Origin of the sequence: Vitreimonas sp., assembly GCF_035627415.1 — a bacterium.
Classification (GTDB): domain Bacteria; phylum Pseudomonadota; class Alphaproteobacteria; order Caulobacterales; family Aquidulcibacteraceae; genus Vitreimonas.
Map to the genome: position 1 here is coordinate 1 of NZ_DASPLU010000032.1, position 16,464 is coordinate 16,464.

At 67.6% G+C, this 16,464-nt stretch carries 7 protein-coding genes; 2 read left to right on the forward strand and 5 right to left on the reverse strand.

Annotated features, from left to right (window positions below):
* Window positions 1-417: 417 nt before the first annotated feature.
* Window positions 418-2,364 carry an ATP-binding protein gene (locus tag VEA80_RS17630; protein ID WP_325062096.1) on the reverse strand — a complete coding sequence of 649 codons (1,947 nt, stop codon included), beginning with the start codon at window positions 2,362-2,364 and terminating at the stop codon, window positions 418-420.
* Entirely contained in the window at window positions 2,364-3,074 is a 711-nt protein-coding gene (locus VEA80_RS17635) for a response regulator (RefSeq protein WP_325062097.1), read from the reverse strand. Before VEA80_RS17635 ends, VEA80_RS17630 begins: the two co-directional genes overlap by 1 nt.
* Window positions 3,075-3,286: 212 nt before the next feature.
* Here VEA80_RS17635 and VEA80_RS17640 point away from each other — a divergent pair, with 212 nt between their 5' ends.
* Complete coding sequence (locus VEA80_RS17640) at window positions 3,287-4,201, forward strand: hypothetical protein (protein ID WP_325062098.1); 915 nt, start codon at window positions 3,287-3,289, stop codon at window positions 4,199-4,201.
* Between the two features lie 2,085 nt (window positions 4,202-6,286).
* Here the strand turns inward: VEA80_RS17640 and pbpC are convergent.
* Together pbpC and VEA80_RS17650 are read right to left on the reverse strand one after the other, a co-directional pair.
* Window positions 6,287-8,353 carry a penicillin-binding protein 1C gene (gene pbpC, locus VEA80_RS17645; protein WP_325062099.1) on the reverse strand — a complete coding sequence of 689 codons (2,067 nt, stop codon included), beginning with the start codon at window positions 8,351-8,353 and terminating at the stop codon, window positions 6,287-6,289.
* A gap of 151 nt (window positions 8,354-8,504) precedes the next feature.
* Window positions 8,505-13,538: an alpha-2-macroglobulin gene (locus VEA80_RS17650; protein WP_325062100.1), complete on the reverse strand. Its 5,034-nt coding sequence runs from the start codon at window positions 13,536-13,538 to the stop codon at window positions 8,505-8,507.
* Between the two features lie 190 nt (window positions 13,539-13,728).
* On the opposite strand from VEA80_RS17650, the gene VEA80_RS17655 reads away from it, so the two are divergent.
* Window positions 13,729-15,483, forward strand: a complete 1,755-nt coding sequence (locus tag VEA80_RS17655; protein WP_325062101.1) for a class I adenylate-forming enzyme family protein — start codon at window positions 13,729-13,731, stop codon at window positions 15,481-15,483.
* Here VEA80_RS17655 and VEA80_RS17660 read toward each other — a convergent pair.
* Window positions 15,480-16,460: a hypothetical protein gene (locus VEA80_RS17660; protein WP_325062102.1), complete on the reverse strand. Its 981-nt coding sequence runs from the start codon at window positions 16,458-16,460 to the stop codon at window positions 15,480-15,482. The two genes, VEA80_RS17655 and VEA80_RS17660, sit on opposite strands and share 4 nt — an antisense overlap.
* Window positions 16,461-16,464 lie beyond the last annotated feature (4 nt).

The following is a 16,464-nucleotide window of genomic DNA, read 5'->3' on the forward strand; positions in this document are numbered from 1 at the left end:
CAACCCGCCATCGACGGATGGCGTCTCGGGGCTTAGCTCCATTCCCAATTCGCCGGTGCTGTGGGCAGGCGTTCCGTTCACCTGGACCCGACGGTTTCACTCCCCGCCGGCAACTCCCACCGACCGTGTCTTGCACCTCTCAAAGTTTCGGACGTCTTCGAAAGCTCCCGTGTGCGAGACGAGGAGCATTGTACGGCGGGTTGGGAGCGGTCGGATAGAATCGCACAAGATTTGCGCCTCGGAGCGCGCGGCTCCTGCCGCGCCCGCGTGGCGCAGCCGCGCTTTTTTCCTTGTAGCGCAATGACAAAACGCGCCTTCGGCGCGTGGGCGCGGCAGGAGCCGCGCGCTCCGATTCCCGACTCAGATTGGGGGATAGAGCGCGCGTCTATCCACGTTGTTTGGCGATCGCGCTTCGGCTCAGCCCGGCAGCGTCACGCGCAGCAGCGCGCCGCTTTCGCCGTCGAGGATGACGATGTCGCCGCCGTGGGCGCGGGCGATCGAGCGGGCGGCGGCGAGGCCGAGGCCGGCGCCGCGCGTGCCCTCCTCGTTCAGGCGCACGAACGGTTCGAACACCTTCTCGCGCTGATCGGGCGGAATGCCCGGGCCATCATCGGCGACGTCGACGACTACGACGCCGTCCTCGCGGCGCGAACTGATGTGTGCGGCGGCGCCGTATTTCAACGCGTTTTCGACGAGGTTGGTGAACAGCCGCTTCAAGCCGAGCGATTGGCCGGTGATGACGAAGCGCTCTTCGCCCTCATAGCTCACATTGCGGCCGGCTTCGTGATTGTCGTCGGCGATGCTTTGCAGCAGCGCCGTGAGATCGAGCCGCACGCGCGCCTCTTCGGCCGGATCGTCGCGGGCGAAGGCGATGAAGCTCGCCACCAAAGCTTCCACTTCGGCGATCTCGCGCGCCATCTTCTCGCGCTGCTCGGGCGGCGCGTGCTCGGCGGTGAGGCGAAGGCGCATCAGCGGCGTGCGCATATCGTGCGCGACGGCGGCGAGCGTCTTGGTGCGGTCGGCGATCAGCGCGCGCAGGCGCGCCTGCATCGTGTTGACCGCGCGCGCGGCGCCGCGCAGCTCTTCCGGCCCTTCTTCGCGCACCGGTTCGCTCTGCGGATTCACACCGACCGCCTGCACCGCATCGGCGAAGCTGCGGATCGGCCGCGTCAGGCGCCGCGCAAACAACAGCGCAAGCACCGAGAGCACTAAGAGCGTGCCGCCGATGATGCCAGCGGCGCGCAGAATCCAGCCGATCTCAGCCCAGTTGCGGCCTTGCCGCATCACCAGCCAACGCCCGTCCGGCAGCTGCGCGCCGAACTCGAAGCCGGAGATCAGCAAGACGCCCGCCGGCGCCGGCGCATACATGGGCGCGGCCGGCGGCGCCGCCGGCGGCGTCGGCGCGGCAGGGGCTGCGCGGCCGACGCGTGGGGCCGGCACCGGCGCGACCGGCGTCGTCGGAGCGACACGTGCGGGCGGCGCGGGCGCAGCCGGCGCCGCGGGCGCTTCCGCCATTTCAAATTCGAAGTCCGGAATCTCGGGGATCTCGATCTCGTCCGGATCGAAATCGACATCGACGTCCACATCGACGTCCGGATTGGGGTGCTCGGTGATGATGACCTGGCCGTTCTCCACCCGCACGCGCCGTTCGATGCGCGCAGCGAGGCGTTCGGCCGCGCGCGCCTGGCGCGCTGCAGTCGCGGCCGCACGCGCCTCAGCTATCGCCGCCTGCCGCGCCGCCGCCGCTTCGATGCGCGCTTCGTTCAGCGCCTCCAGATGTTCGCGCTGGGCGTGCAGGCGGTGCTGCGTTTCCGCAAGTCGCTCCTCGGCGGCGGCCATTTCCGCTTCGCGGCGCGCTTCGGCGGCTTCGTGCGCGCGCTCGCGGGCTTCCTCGGCCCGATCCGCGGCTTCTTCGTAGGCGCGCTGCACTTCCTCGGCGATCCGCGCCGCTTCTTCCGCGGAGATCACGCCGGCGGCGAGGCCCTCGACGTCGGCGACGCGGAAGACGAAGGAATCGTCCATCTTGATATGCGCCGCCGAGGCGATGACCTGATCCGACTCCAGGTCGAGCGTGCGCGCCAATTCGACCTGCGTCATGCGCAGCTCGTGCGACTCTTCTTCCTCCGGCGGCTGCTGACGCACCTCCCAGACGACGCCGCGCTCGTTCATCGTCCGGCCGAGCGCCGTCATGTGGTCGTAGCCTTCCTGGAAGTGCTCGGCGACCTTGTCGGCGCGCAGCACGTCGGGCGGACGCGGCGGCAGGAAGATGACGATCGCCAGCGTCGCCACGAACGCCGCCGCCAGCGCGAGCGCCACAAGCACGCCCAGATAGGCCGCGATCGGAAGGCCGGGGCGCGTGTTCATCAGGCGGTCGGCTTCACAGCGAAGAGATAGCCCTCGCCGCGCACGGTTCGGATGATCTCGGGCGAACCGCGGCGCTCCAGTTTCTTGCGCAAACGGCTGACCTGCACGTCGACGGCGCGGTCGAACACGTCGCTGTCGTTGTCGAAGGCGTAGTCGAGCAATTGCTCGCGCGAGAGCACGCGCTGCGGCCGCTCGACGAAGGCGCGCAGCAGCCGGAACTCGCCGGCCGACAACGGGATGACGACGCCATCCGGATCGTGCAGCTCACGCCGGGCGATATCGAGCCGGAAGCCGGCGAAGCGCACGGCCTCGGCGGCGCTCGTGTCGGCGTCGCGGCCGCGGCGCAACACGGCGCGGGCGCGCGCCACCAGTTCGCGCGGATTGCATGGCTTGGCGAGATAATCGTCAGCGCCGATCTCGAGGCCGACGATGCGGTCGGCGTCGTCGCCGAGCGCAGACAGCATGATGATCGGCGGGCGGCCCTTGCCCGAGAGCCGCTTGCAGGCCGAAAGCCCGTCCTCCCCCGGCATCATCAGATCGAGCACGATCAGGTCGGCGCCCTTGGCGGCGAGCTGGCGCTCCATCGCGGCCACGTCGCCGGCGGAGTAGGCGGTGAAGCCGGCGCGCTCGAACACCTCAACGAGGCCTTCGCGAATGGCGGCGTCGTCGTCGCAGATCAGCACGCGCGGCGGCTGGGCGGAGTCGGTCATGGCCAGCATGTTATTCGAGCCCAGGGCCGGCCCCTAGAGCCTGCGCCGGCCAGGCGCGGCGGGAAGCAGCGGATTTCGCAGTCATTTCGCCCGGAGAGATACGCGCGCTCTATTTCGGCAATGTTTCAGCGCTGACGTACGGGGGAAACGCTGCAGCCCCATGGTCCAGCCCGCAATCAGCCCGAACGGGCCAATTTGAGGGATGAGTAACCATGAAGTTCGCGCTGACCTTGGGCGTGGCGCTGGCGGCGGTGACGCTGGCCGCCTCGGCCCACACGAGCCACTCCCGCACGGTGATCCGCCACGGCGGTGTGGACATCAATTTCGACGCCGACAGCGACGGCTGGCTGACGCGCGCCGAAGCCAGCGCCGCGGCCGACCGCGTGTTCGAGCAGCTGGACAGCGACGATGACGGCCGCCTCACCAGCGCCGATCGCCGGGCGTTTGAGGACATCCATGTGCGTGTCGACATGCCGGACATCGACGTCGATGTGGACGTGCCGGATGTGGACTTCGATTTCGACGGCCCGGGCGTGCACCGGTTCGAGTTCGAGGATGAGCACGGCAACCGCCGCGTGATCGTCCGTCGCGGCGAAGACCTCACGGAGGAAGAGCGCGAAGAGATCGAGCGCGAGATCGAACGCGCGATGGAGGGGGCCGAAGAAGCGATGGAACGCGCCGAGGAGGCGGCCGAACGCGCCTCGCGCCACGCCGAACGGCAAGCGCGCCAAGCCGAACGCGCCGCCCGCGAGGCCGAGCGCCGGGCGCATCGCGCCGCCCACGAAGCCGAACGCTACAGTTCGCGCGAGGTGGTGATCATCCGCGCCGATGGCGACGATCATCATGCGCTCGCGCCGCTGGCGCCGACGCCGCCGACGCCGCCGGCCGCCGCCGTCGCGCCGCTGCCGCCGCGTCCGCCGATGTTCATGATGCTGATGGCCAATTCCGAAGAGGCGGACCTCAACGGCGACGACGCGCTTTCGCGCGAGGAATTCCGCGCTCAGCATTTGCGCTTCTTCGACGCCAGCGACGCCAATGGCGACGGCCGCATCCGCTTCGAACGCCCGCCCGCGCCGCCCCGCGCGCCGGCGCCCCCCGCTCCACCCGAGCCTCCGCGTCGCCGCTGAGATTCGGGCTCGCCTGGGACCCCGCCCGCACCCAAGCGGGGTCCCATTTCGGGGCGTGACCCGCGTCACAGCAGCCCGTGCATCCAATCGCTAGGTTAGCTGCATCAAGAGTTCAGACAGGCCGCAACGCCAGCAAGGGAGCAAGCAAATGACCAAGTTCTTCTCGATCGCCGCCGCTTTGGCTCTCTTCGCCCCGGCCGCGCTCGCCGCCATGAACCAAGCCGCTTTGATCGTCGCCTGATCCCCCAACCCGCCTGCGACGGTCTTAATGGAAGGCGCGGATCCCAACAGGATCCGCGCCTTTTCATTTTGCGCGCGTGAACGCCCGCGCAGAATTGCAGGCGAGTCATGCAGCGCGCGCAGGAAAAATTCTCCACCGCGCGCATCCAACGCCGCGGCCGGCGGCATCTCATAATCAAACGACGCAAACGCCAGTTCGGAGATACGAGATGACCAAGACCTTCGCTTCCAAAGCCGCCGCCATCGCCGCCGCCTTCGTGCTGTTCGCGCCCGTCGCGATGGCCACGCTGATGCAAGCTTCGCAGATCGTCGCCTGATCCTCCCAAGCTCGCCACGATCTGACGAGAGCGCGGACCTTCGCCGGTCCGCGCTTTTGTTTTGCGCGCATGCGCGCTGCGGGGCGCCGCGAAGAAATCGCATCGGCGCGCGTCCAATCTCCGCAGCGGCGGCATCTCATAAGCATAGGGCTGAAACACCAGAGGAGAGACAGAGATGACCAAAATGATCAGCTTCGCCGCCGCTTTCACTCTGCTCTCGCTGGGCGCTGCCGCCCTGCTGATGCAGGCCGCGCAGATCGTCGCGTAAAACACCCTCGCGCGCGACGACGTGGAGAAGACGCGGACCCGCAAGGTCCGCGTCTTTGTTTTTGCGCGACAAGAGAACGCTGCGCGTCGACGAAATTCTTCACCACGGCCGCATCCGAGACAGCGCAGCGCGGCATCTCATAATCAAACGCCCACGAAACACCTTTGGAGCATTACCAGATGACCAAGCTGAGCTCTCTCACCGCCGCGTTCGTTCTGTTTGCCCCGCTCGCCGCCGCGGTTCTTTTTCAAGCCGCCCAGATCGTCGCTTAAGTCTCGCCTGCCCCCTAAGAGCGCGACGATCATTTCAAAGGCGCGGACTCCCCAGAGTCCGCGCCTCTTCTTTTGCGTCGGACGCGTGCGCGCGCTGCGGGAAATTTTACGATCATTTGCATCCGCGGCGATGGGCGGCGGCATCTCATAAGCAAGAGGCCACACACACTTTCGGAGACGCCGCCATGAAAAAGTTTCTCGCCGTTCTCGCCGCCGCCGCGCTGTTCGCGCCCGTCGCCTACGCGCATCTGCAACAAGCTGCTCTGATCGTCGCTTAACCCCTCCCATGCTGCGACGACAGCGCCAAGGCGCGGACTCCTCCCCCGGGTCCGCGCCTTTCTCCTTGCGTCTACAGGCGAATTGCAACTGCTCCGATTGCGCCTGATTTTACCACGCACGCGTGGGCGGGCGTTCGTGCAGATGATTCACAAACCTTATGCCAGCCGAGAGATCGAAATTCTCTGTGATGTCGGAACTTCGCGTTGATCTCTCCTCGCGCAAGGGCCGTTTGATGGTCGACGAACATGTGGTTGTGAAAGGCTCGATACAAAGAGCGCGGCGACGAGGCGTCCGCTACCAAGGGACCATAAACAAACGCCACCAAGTATCTGGCAGTCAGCGACTTCGAATTTCTCAAGCGAGCAGCATCTGCGCCCAATTGGCCAATATCGAACAGGGCGCCCGGCTTTTTCCTGGGCAGGCGAACGACTTTGAACTCAAAACCAACAAGATCGTCTCCATGCGCGCAAACATAATCCAGGCTGCCTCGCGTGCGACCCGGTGTGAGGTAATTGCCTTTGACCTTCCGTAGAGACTGACCCGAGCCGTGAGGTAGATGTCGCTTCAACTCGTCGACCAAAAGTCGCTCGGTCCCTCTAGTCGGATGATCTGTGGCAACCTGCGCCAGCGTTGATTCAAGATGCCTCCCCCGCGAGGTGAGAAGAGTGTTGATTGCGTTGCGCACGTCTACGAGTTGCAAACTGCCCTCCTATCCGGAGTTGCGGATGCGCACGCGCGTGCGCGCGCTTTGGCCGTCGGCGTCGACGACGGTGACGTCGTAGAAGCCCGGCGCGCGCGGGCGCCAGATAGCGCGGCCGCTGGTGGACTCCGTCTCGACGCGCTCGCCTTCGGCGTACCAGGTGAGCGGCGCGCGGCCGCCGCGGGCGGAGAGCGACAAGCCACGCGAGTCTTCGCTGTAATCCAGCACCAGCACTTCCGCGCCCGCGGGCGGGAAAAGGATCGCAAGGCCTTCACGCTCTTCACGCTCGAACCGCACCAGAGCCGGCGCGACCGCTTCGCGCTCTTCCGGCGCGCGGTGCGGTTGGCTGGGGGCGCCGAGCAGATCGAAGGCTTCGAACAGGATCGGCAGCGCTTCGCTGCGGCCGGTGGCGCCGGGGCGCGGCGCGCCGTCGGGACGGCCGACCCAGACGCCGATGGCGTAGCCGTTCGAGACGCCGAGCGCCCAGGCGTCGCGGAAGCCGTACGAGGTGCCGGTCTTGAACGCGACCTGCGGCGCGCCTTGCGCGACCTGCGCCGGGATGCGGCCGGCAGGATGCGGCGAGGTCGCAAGGATTTCCAGCACGCGGGCGGCGGTTTCGTCGCGCACGAAGCGGCGGGTGAAGGCGAACTCGCCGACGGCGTCTGTCACCAGCGGTCGTGCGCGCCCGCCGTCGCCCAATGCCGCATAGAGCTGCACCAAGTCTTCGAGCCGCATGCCGACGCCGCCGAGCGCGAGCGCGAGGCCCGGTTCGGAGATGGCGCGCCGCGGCAAGCGCACGTCGGCGCCGGCGCGGCGGAGCGCCGCGTGGAAGCGGTTCGCGCCAATGCGCTCGAGCGTAGCGACGGCCGGCAGGTTCAGCGAATGGCGCAGCGCGTCCTCGAGCGAGACGTCGCCGTGGAAGCGGCGATCGAAATTCTCCGGCAGATAGCCGCCGAAGCGGCGCGGCGCATCGCGCACGAGTGTTTCCGGCGCGGCGATGCCTTCGTCGAAGGCGATGGCGTAGAGGAACGGCTTCAGCGCCGAGCCGGGCGAGCGGATCGCCCGCGTCATGTCGATATAGCCGCCGGCGCGCTCGCGGCCGGCGCCGCCGATGCGCGCGCGCACGGCGCGGCCGTCGAGCTCTACCGCCATGATGGCGATCTGAGTGTCGCGGTCGAAGCCGGCGACGCGGCGGCGCGCCAGCGCTTCGAGATTGCGCTGCAGCGTGGCGTCGAGCGAGGAGCGGATGACGCCCTCGCCCGGATGCGCCGCGACCAGCGCTTCGGCCGCATGCGGCGCCGAATACGGGAACGGCGCGCGCGCTGGGATCGCGCTCTGCCGGCCTTCGGCGGCGCGGCGCTGCGAGATGAGCCCCGCGCCAACGAACATGTCGAGCACGCGGTCGCGGGCGGCGCGGGCGGCCACGGGGTGACGATCCGGCCGGCGCGCCTCCGGCGCTTGCGGCAGCGCGATCAGAAGCGCCATCTCGGCGTCGTCGAGCCATTGCGGATCGCGTTGGAAGTAGGCGCGGGAGGCCGCGCGCACGCCTTCGAGATTGCCGCCGTAAGGCGCCATGGTCAGGTAGGCGGCGAGAATCTCGCGCTTCGACCAGCGTCGCTCGATCTGCAGCGCGCGGACGATTTCGATCAGCTTCGACTGGATCGTGCGCGGGCGCGGTTCGAGCAGGCGCGCCAGCTGCATGGTGATGGTCGAGCCGCCCTGGGTGACGCGGCCTTGGCGCGCGTAGGAGACGCTCGCCCGCGCCAGCGCGATCGGATCGACGCCGGGGTGAAACCAGAAGCGCTCGTCCTCAATCGCAATGAGACGCCGTTGGAATTCCGGATCGATCTCATCGAGCCGCGCTTCCAGGCGCCACGCGCCCTGACGGGTCGTGAACGCCATCAGCCACTCGCCGTTGCGGTCGAGCACGACGGGCGAAACATCGCGCACGCGCGCGAGCGGCGGCGGGAATATCTGATCGAGCGCGAACAGCGTCAGCATGCACGCGAGCAGCACGCTGGCGATGCGTTTGCCGCGTGATGTTAGCGGCAACGCGAGACGCGGGCCGCGTTTCATCTCCCCCTCCCCCTTGTGCGGAGGGGGCCGGGGGGCGGGGGGCGATGCAAACGCTCAGGCGTCTGCTCGTCGGAACGCCCCCCCACCCTGCCCTCCCCCGCAAGGGGGGAGGGTGCGCAAAACCACGACGGTCCGCGCTTGGTCACTGTGCTCACCCACCTCTCGGCGCGATGGTGATGCTGCCGGTGCTGGTGCGGGCCATCACGCCGGGGCGGTACATGTCCTCTACTTGCGCCGCCGGCATCGTGTAGCGGCCGGGCGAGACGGCGCGGGCGATGTAGGCGTAGCGATAGGAGCCGCGCAGGTCGGACGATGCGACGAAGCGATCGTCGCGCGCCTCGGCGACGTTGGCGTAGCTGATGGCGCCGACCCACGCGAACGGGCCGTTGCGCGTCGTGCCGTCCCAACTCGTACCGCCCGCGCCGTCTTCCGGCCTGAGCACCGTTTCGATCTCGAGCCCTGCGGGCAGCAGATCGACCAGCACGGTCGGATAATTGCGCGCGCCTTCCGGCTGGCCGGAGATCACGATCACCACCCGATCGCCTTGGCGGATCGAATTGAGATCGGCCACCGTGCCATCCATGCGGAAGATGGTCTTGTCGATCGTGTAGCCCGCCTGCATCGCCGGCGGCGCCTCACGCGGAACGCCGGAGAGCTGCAGCGTGCGCCACACCGTGCCGCGCGCGTTGTTGCGGAACACGAGCCCCGCCGCGAGGCGCTGCGCATTCACGATGACGCGCCGCTCCCGCAGCTCTTCGCCGTTGAGCGAGACGTTCACTGGTCCCGCCCGTTGCAGCAGCGCGTTGGCGGCGAGCAGCAGCTGCGCCTGCTCCTGCGTCATCAGCTGGTCCGCATCCGGCGCGTCGCGTTCGATGCGGCGGCGCAGGCGATCGACCAACTCGGTCTCGCCCGCCTCGGCGGCAAGCGCGAGCACGCCTGCGGTGTCGCGAAGCGGCGTCTGGTACCAATCGCCGACATTGCGATAGCCGAGCGCCTGCTCCGCCATCCGGAACGCGTTGCGCGAACGGGCGCGGTCGCCCATGTGCGCCAGCGCCGCCGCGATCTGCGCCCGCGCCAACGGCGAAGGTTCGTTGCGCAGGCGGTTGTCGTGGAAGTAGCGCAGCTGGCCGATATCGGCCTCGCCGGCTTTCGCCAGGACGTAGAGCGCGTACGCCGCCGAACGCGAGCGCAACAGCTCGGTCGAGTCGTTCGACCCCGGCCAGCGATAGACTTCGAATTGGTAGTTCACCGAGCCGAAGTCGTTGAGCCGAGCGATGCGGCGCAGCGCGTTGTAGGCCTGCTGCATCGACGAGCGCGGCACGGCGTAGCCCTGCTGGCGCGCGCGCCAGAGGAAGTCGGTGACGTAAACGCCGAGCCATGGGCTCGCATAGCCGTCGCCCGCGTGCCAGAGGCCGAAGGAGCCATCGGGCGCCTGACGATCGAGCAATTGCGTCACCGTCTCCTGCAGCCGGCGCGTGATGCGCGGATCGCGCGCGCGCTCCGCCTCCTGCGCCAGCGTGTTGTAGTAGAGCAGCGGCATCGCAATCGAGACGAGCTGTTCGGAGCAGCCGTATGGATAGCGGTAGAGCTCATCCAGAATCGGCGCCGGATCGAGGCCGGCGAGATTGCTGAACGAGATGAGCGCTTGCGAGCCAGACGGCTGGAACGACGCCAGCGCATCAGCCGGCGCGCGCCATGAGACGCCCGTCGCCTGCGGTTCGGTGCTTGTGATCGTGATCGGCATGAATGGCGCGCGCGACTGGATGTCGTAGGTGCGCTCCACCTGCGTGAAGCCTTGCGGACCTTCGAGCCGAAGCGTGATCTCGCCGACGCCGAGCGGGCCACCGCTGATCGGGATCAAAGCCGTCTGGCGTTGACCGCGATTGAGCTGGAAGCGCCGCGGCTGTTGGGCGATGCGCGCAGCGGTGTTGCCTCCGATGGTGACAGTGTAGGCGCCGTTCGGGCCTTCGACGTTATCGATGTTGAGCGTGCCTTGAGCCTGGTCTCCCGGCGCGAGGAAACGCGGCAGGATCAGCTCGGCGACCACCGGATCGCGGACGATGATCTGCTCGGCGTCCTGGCCGACCGCGCTTTCGCTCCACGCGACGGCCATCAGCCGCAGCGTGCCGTTGAAGTCGGGGATGGTCAGCGGAATCGTGGCGCGGCCGCCGCGGACCTCGACGATGTCCGAGAAGAGCGACACGGTGCGCGTGGGCACGACTGTCAGCCCCTCCCCGCCCAGACTGTCGCCGCCTTGCCGCGGCGTCGCCGGCGCGCCGAGGTTCGGGTTGAGCAAGCGCCCGTAGTCGTCACGTATCTCGACGCCGAGCGCGCGGCGGCCGAAGAAATAATCGACCGGATTCGGGCTCTCGTATTTGGTGATGTTGAGGATGCCCTCGTCGACCATGGCGATGGCGACGCGCACGCGTTCGCCCGCCGGCGCGTTGCGCACCTGAATCGGTATGTTCACCGTAGTGCGCGGACGCACGTTCTGCAGCCCCTCGCCGGCGGAGACCTCGAGCGTGCGGTTGCCCATGTCGACCGGCACGTACGCCACGCCGATGGCGCGGCGCGGCACCGGCAGGTTCACCGGATCGCGCGGGGTCATCACCGTGACGAGCACGTAGGCGCCGGAGCCCCACTCGGTGCTGACCGGCAGATCGATCGTCGTGCCCTCGCTGGAGACGCGCACGGTGCGGCTTTCGATCACGCGATCGGTGGCGACGACAATCTGCGCTTCGCCGGCATAGGGCGGACGGATTTGCACCCGCGCACGCGCGCCGGGCCGTGTCGGATTTTCCGGCGGCACGACGCTGACCATGTCGGGCGTCGCATCATCGTCGGCCGGGCCGCCCCAGCCGACGCCGAAGCGGGCCGAGCTTTCTGCGCCATTGACGCGCACGATCAGGCGATACGAGCCCGAGCGCAGCCCGTCCTTGGCGATGCGCAGCGGCTGGTTCGCGGGCACATCGACGGTCGCTCCGTCGACCGGGATGTCGCGCCCGGTGCGCCGCCAACGCCACGCGCCATTATCGAGATACCAGTCGTAGCTCCAATCCTCGCGCACCAGCTGCCATTGCACGCCGCGTGCGGCGACGCGCCGGCCATCGGCGTTGAGCGCGATGACGTCATAGGCGACGCGCTCGCCGGCGCCGGCGCGGCGGTTCTCGAACTGCGGCGCAAGGCCGAGATAGAGATTGCTGAGCCGCACCGGCACGGTGAAGCTCTCGCGCACGAGACGCCCGCCCGGATCGGCGACGGAGGCGATCACGCGCGCGCGCAGCGGCAGCGTCGTTTCCGGCTCGTCCGGCAGCTGCAGCGACAGCTGGGCGGCGCCTTGGCCGTCGGTGACGGTGCCCGGCAGCTGGAACATGCGTTCGTCGAAACTCTCGTCGCTGCGGCCGAAGCTGTATTCGTCGAAGTCGGGGAACGGCGTCGGGTCGACCATCAGCCGGCCTTCCGCTTCGACGGGTAAGCCGGAGCCCGGCGCGCCGTAGAGGAAATCCGCCTGCACGTTGATCGGCCGCGACTGGCCGCGGCGCAGCACCTGCTCGTTCGCCTCGATCTGCACGCGAAGACGCTGCGGCACGAAATCTTCAACCGACCAGCTGACTTCGCCGGCCGCCTGCTCTTGGCCGTCCACCAGCAAGCTCGCGCGCCAAACCCCGCGCGGCGCGCCGCGGTCGAGGTCGATGTTCTTGGCGACGGCGCCGGCAGCTTCCGCCTCCGTCATGCGGATGCGCCGCCATTCGGTGCCGTTCGGACGATAGACGACGAGGGTCGATTGCCGGTTCGAGATGGCGCGGCCGACTTGGTCGCGGATAAGGCCCATCAAGCGCACGCGCTCGCCGGGGCGATAGATGCCGCGCTCGGTGTAGAGATACGCATCGACATCGCCCGGCGCGTAACGGCCGTCGACGCCGCGATCGGAGAGATCGAGCCCCGGACGTTGCAAGTCGAGCGCCGCGAAGTCGCCTTCGGCGCCGTAGGCCATCACGTAACGAGCGCGCGCCGGGCCGTCGCCGTTCACCAGCGCGTCGGCGAAATGGACCCGACCGTCGGCATCGGTGCGGGTGCGCGCGAGCTCTTCGTTGTTCTGCGCGATCAGCGTGACGGTGATGTTGCCCATCGGCCGCGCGGTGCGCAGCGAACGCACGACGACGTCGAGGCCGGTGGCGCCGGAGAAGCTCTGCAGCGCCATGTCGGTGTAAAGAATCCAGCGATAGGCGGAGGCGACGCTTTCGTTCTCGCTCTCGCCGCGCTGGCCGGCGCTCGGCGAAGCATCGCGCACTTTCACCACGTACGCCCCAGGCCGCAGTTCATTGAGCGCCGCGCCGAGCGCGAACACGGTCGTCACCGCGCTGTTGCGCACAGAGGTATCGACGTCGATTTCGCCTTCATAGACCTGAACGCCGACGTCCTCGCCAGCGCTGTTGAAGCCCCAATAGCCCCAGCCGCCCTCTTCGTTGATCTCGCCCGGATCGACCGTGTACTGCGACAGAATGCGGTCCGGCACGCGCAGCACCTCGACGCCGATGCGCGAGACGTTGACGGTTTCGATGGCGATGCCGTCGGCTTCCGAACGCGGCAGGATCACGCCGCCGCCGGCGAAGCCGACATAAGCGGGCCGATCGCCGAACGTGAGCATGAAGGTTTCGTCGAATTCGGTGCGCTCGCCCGACGCGGACGGCAGGCCTTCGCGAATGGTGATCTGACGCTCCGGCTCGAACGGCAAGCCGCCGAGGCAGAGGAGATTGCCCGAGACATCGGTCTGGTACGGGACGGCCGGATCCATGACGATGTAGTCGGCGTAGTTGATGCTCGCATCGGTCGAGAGGTTTTGCGAGAATTCGAGACACGCGCGCGGCTCGGCGGCGTTCATCTCGGTGCGCAGACGCACGAACGCCATGCCTTCGACAGCGGGCAGGCCCGCGCGCGGCGCGTTGGCGTTGCGCGCGGTTTCGCCGGCGCCGATCGAGCCGAGCTGGGCGAAATCGAACGCGGGCGCGCCGGTCGAAACGCGCCCGAGCACGGCGCCGCCCCAGAGGCCGATGAGCAAAGCGATCGAGGTCGAGAGAACGGTGGTCTTGTTCGCGACCACCCAATCGCGCGCCGGCGCCACCCACCCCCAGTTGAGCTTGCGTGGATCCAGGCGCTCTGCGAGCGCTTTCCAATTGAACGCCATCAGCGCGTCCTCCCGTCCCGCCTAGGACCAGCACATGCTTACCCAGGCGCGCGCACGGAACAAGCACCATTAAATTTCGGCAAAGTTCTGTCCGTACCGCCTGTTGATGCCGGACGCGCAACGTGTTTCAACAGCAAAATCCAAAAATGACGCGCGCGGCGCCTTTGCCGCGACGTGCGGGAGGACTTTGATGACCGACGCGGCCGCCAAGCCCGCTTTTCCAGCCATGTCGATCGAGCAGGCCCACGCGCTGCTGACGCAGCCGGGCACGCTCCTCGAAACCGGCGAAGCGGAGGTGCGCGGCGTCAAGATGAAGGTCTGGAAGGCGGCGCCGCCGACCTTGCACGCGATCTTCGCTCTTTCCGCAGCGTTCGGCCCGCGCGACCACCTCGTGTTCGAGGACGAGCGGGCGACGATCAACGGTCTCCGGGCCGCTGCGGCGGCGCTCGCCCGTCAGCTGATCGCCGACGGCGTGAAGCCGGGCGACCGGGTCGCCATCATCATGCGCAACGTGCCGGAATGGCCGGTTGCGTTCTGGGCCGGCGTGTTGGCCGGCGCGATCGTGACGCCGCTCAACGCCTGGTGGACCGGCGCCGAGCTCGAATACGGCATCTGCGATTCCGGCTCTTCGGTGCTGATCGTCGATCATGAACGCTATGAGCGCATCCGCGAGCACCTGCCGAACTGCCCTTCGGTCAAGAAAATCTACGTCTCGCGCATGCCGGAAGAGAGCGCCGATCCGGCGCTCGCGCGGCTCGAAAGCGTGATCGGCGGCACAAACGATTGGGCCGGCCTCACGCCGCCGGCCGGGCTCGAAGACTTCCCGCAGCGCGGTCCGGATGACGACGTCACGATCTTCTATACGTCAGGGACGACCGGCCACCCGAAGGGGGCGGTGATTTCCCACCGCAACATCATCTCCAACATCTGGAACGGCGCTTCGGCGCAAGCGCGCGCGTTCTTGCGCCGCGGCGAAGCGCCGCCGCAGCCCGATCCGTCGCTGCCGCAGAAGTCGTTCCTGATCTCGGTGCCGTTCTTCCACGCCACCGGCTGCTTTGCGGTGATGATCCCGTCGCTGATGCGCGGCGACAAACTGGTGATGCAGCGCAAGTTCGACGCCGGCCAGGCGCTGCAGCTGTTCGAGAAGGAGCGCGTCACCCATTTCGGCGGCGTGCCCACGATCGCCTGGCAAGTGCTCGAACACCCTGACGTGGACAAATACGATCTCTCTTCGATCGAGGGCGTCGCTTATGGCGGCGCGCCGGCGGCGCCGGAACTGGTCAAGCGCATCAAGGCGCGTTGGCCTGGGTCGTCGCCGAGCCAAGGCTGGGGCATGACCGAGACCGCGGCCACCGCGGTCTCCAACGTCGCCGAAGACTACGAGCGCAAGCCCTCCTCCACCGGCGTGCCGGCGCCGACGGGCGAAGCGAAGATCATCGGCGAGAACGGCCAGGAGCTGGCCCGCGGTGAAGTGGGCGAGCTTTGGTACAAGGGTCCGATCGTCGTGCGCGGCTATTGGAATAAGCCGGAAGCGACGGCGGAAACATTCATCGACGGCTGGATCAAGACCGGCGACCTCGCCAAGATGGACGAGGAAGGCTTCATCTACATCGTCGACCGCGCCAAGGACATGCTGATCCGCGGCGGCGAGAACATCTACTGCGTCGAAGTCGAGAACGCGATCTACGAACACCCGGCGATCATGGACGCCGCCGTGATCGGCAAGCCGCACCAGACGCTCGGCGAAGAGCCGATCGCGGTCGTGCACCTGAAGCCGGGCATGAACGTGAGCAGCGAAGCGCTGCGCCACCACGTGGCGCAGAAGCTCGCCGCCTTCAAAGTGCCGGTCGAAGTGATCTTCTGGCCGACGACGCTGCCGCGCAACGCCAACGGCAAGATCGTCAAGAAAGAGCTGAAGAAGCAGATCGAACAGCCGCAGTTCTAGAGCCTAATGATCTCGTCGGGCGGCGGCAAATAACCTTGTGCGCCGTCATACACTGTGCGCCACACCCGGTTAGGCCCAGTGGGCGAGCCGACTGCGATCGCGTCGAAAACCGCGCGCCACTCCGGTCGGTCGGCATTCATGCCGTCGATCAGCGCCCGGTTCTTCTCATCGGCCTCCGCCGCCGTCACCGGCAAATCGAGCGCCTGGTCGAGCACAAGCACGAGCGACCCATCGCCTGTACCTACGGCGCTCATGTTGGCGATCGGAAACACCTGACCGCCAACATGAAACCGCGCTTGAATAACATCCTGATGGCGACGCCACATTTGTCTTGCTCGGGCAAAGCCTTCGGCTTCGGCCGGATGCAGAAATTGGCCGCGAAAGAGCGCCGTGCTGGCGATGTCGTAAAGGAGAGTTGAGTTGAACACCTGATTTTGCCGCCGCTGCTCCTCGGCCAGCGCCCACAGCTCCGCGCCATCTCGACCGGCGACCTCGCTTACTCCGACATGCACGCCGCGCACACGCCAGACGCCCCGTTCGCGCTCGAACCAGAAACTCCACGAGCGCTCCGCGCCGTCGATTGGCTCGGCGACGACAGCAAACATCGTGTGAAACCCGCCGCCTCGAGCAACGAAGGCCATGCCTCCGTCTTCCCTGCACGGGGCATAACCGCGCGCAGCGCCAATCGAATGAAGACTGTACGTGCGTCGAGTCTCCAACTCACCGCCCGGAGCAGAGATCGTCATTTCAACGATGTTGAGCAGAGCGGCTCTTTCGGTGCTCTCCAGTCCGGCTCTCGACATTCGCTCGAACACGGCGCTTGTTTCGCCCGCGCGGACGAGTTCAATAAACTCGACACTTGCCTGGGCAACGGCTGTTCGGTCTCCGAGGGAGATATCGTCATCGACCCGACACGCGTGGAAGCCGAGACCAGCCTGCCAGAACACGAAACCGCTTGCCGCCAGGATCGCGAGCATGCCT

Excerpts from the sequence above, each read along its gene's own strand:
- VEA80_RS17660 (WP_325062102.1), bottom strand. The coding sequence starts at position 16,460 with ATGCTCGCGATCCTGGCGGCAAGCGGTTTCGTGTTCTGGCAGGCTGGT.
- VEA80_RS17640 (WP_325062098.1), top strand. The coding sequence starts at position 3,287 with ATGAAGTTCGCGCTGACCTTGGGCGTGGCGCTGGCGGCGGTGACGCTG.
- VEA80_RS17635 (WP_325062097.1), bottom strand. The coding sequence starts at position 3,074 with ATGACCGACTCCGCCCAGCCGCCGCGCGTGCTGATCTGCGACGACGAC.
- VEA80_RS17630 (WP_325062096.1), bottom strand. The coding sequence starts at position 2,364 with ATGAACACGCGCCCCGGCCTTCCGATCGCGGCCTATCTGGGCGTGCTT.
- pbpC (WP_325062099.1), bottom strand. The coding sequence starts at position 8,353 with ATGAAACGCGGCCCGCGTCTCGCGTTGCCGCTAACATCACGCGGCAAA.
- VEA80_RS17655 (WP_325062101.1), top strand. The coding sequence starts at position 13,729 with ATGACCGACGCGGCCGCCAAGCCCGCTTTTCCAGCCATGTCGATCGAG.
- VEA80_RS17650 (WP_325062100.1), bottom strand. The coding sequence starts at position 13,538 with ATGGCGTTCAATTGGAAAGCGCTCGCAGAGCGCCTGGATCCACGCAAG.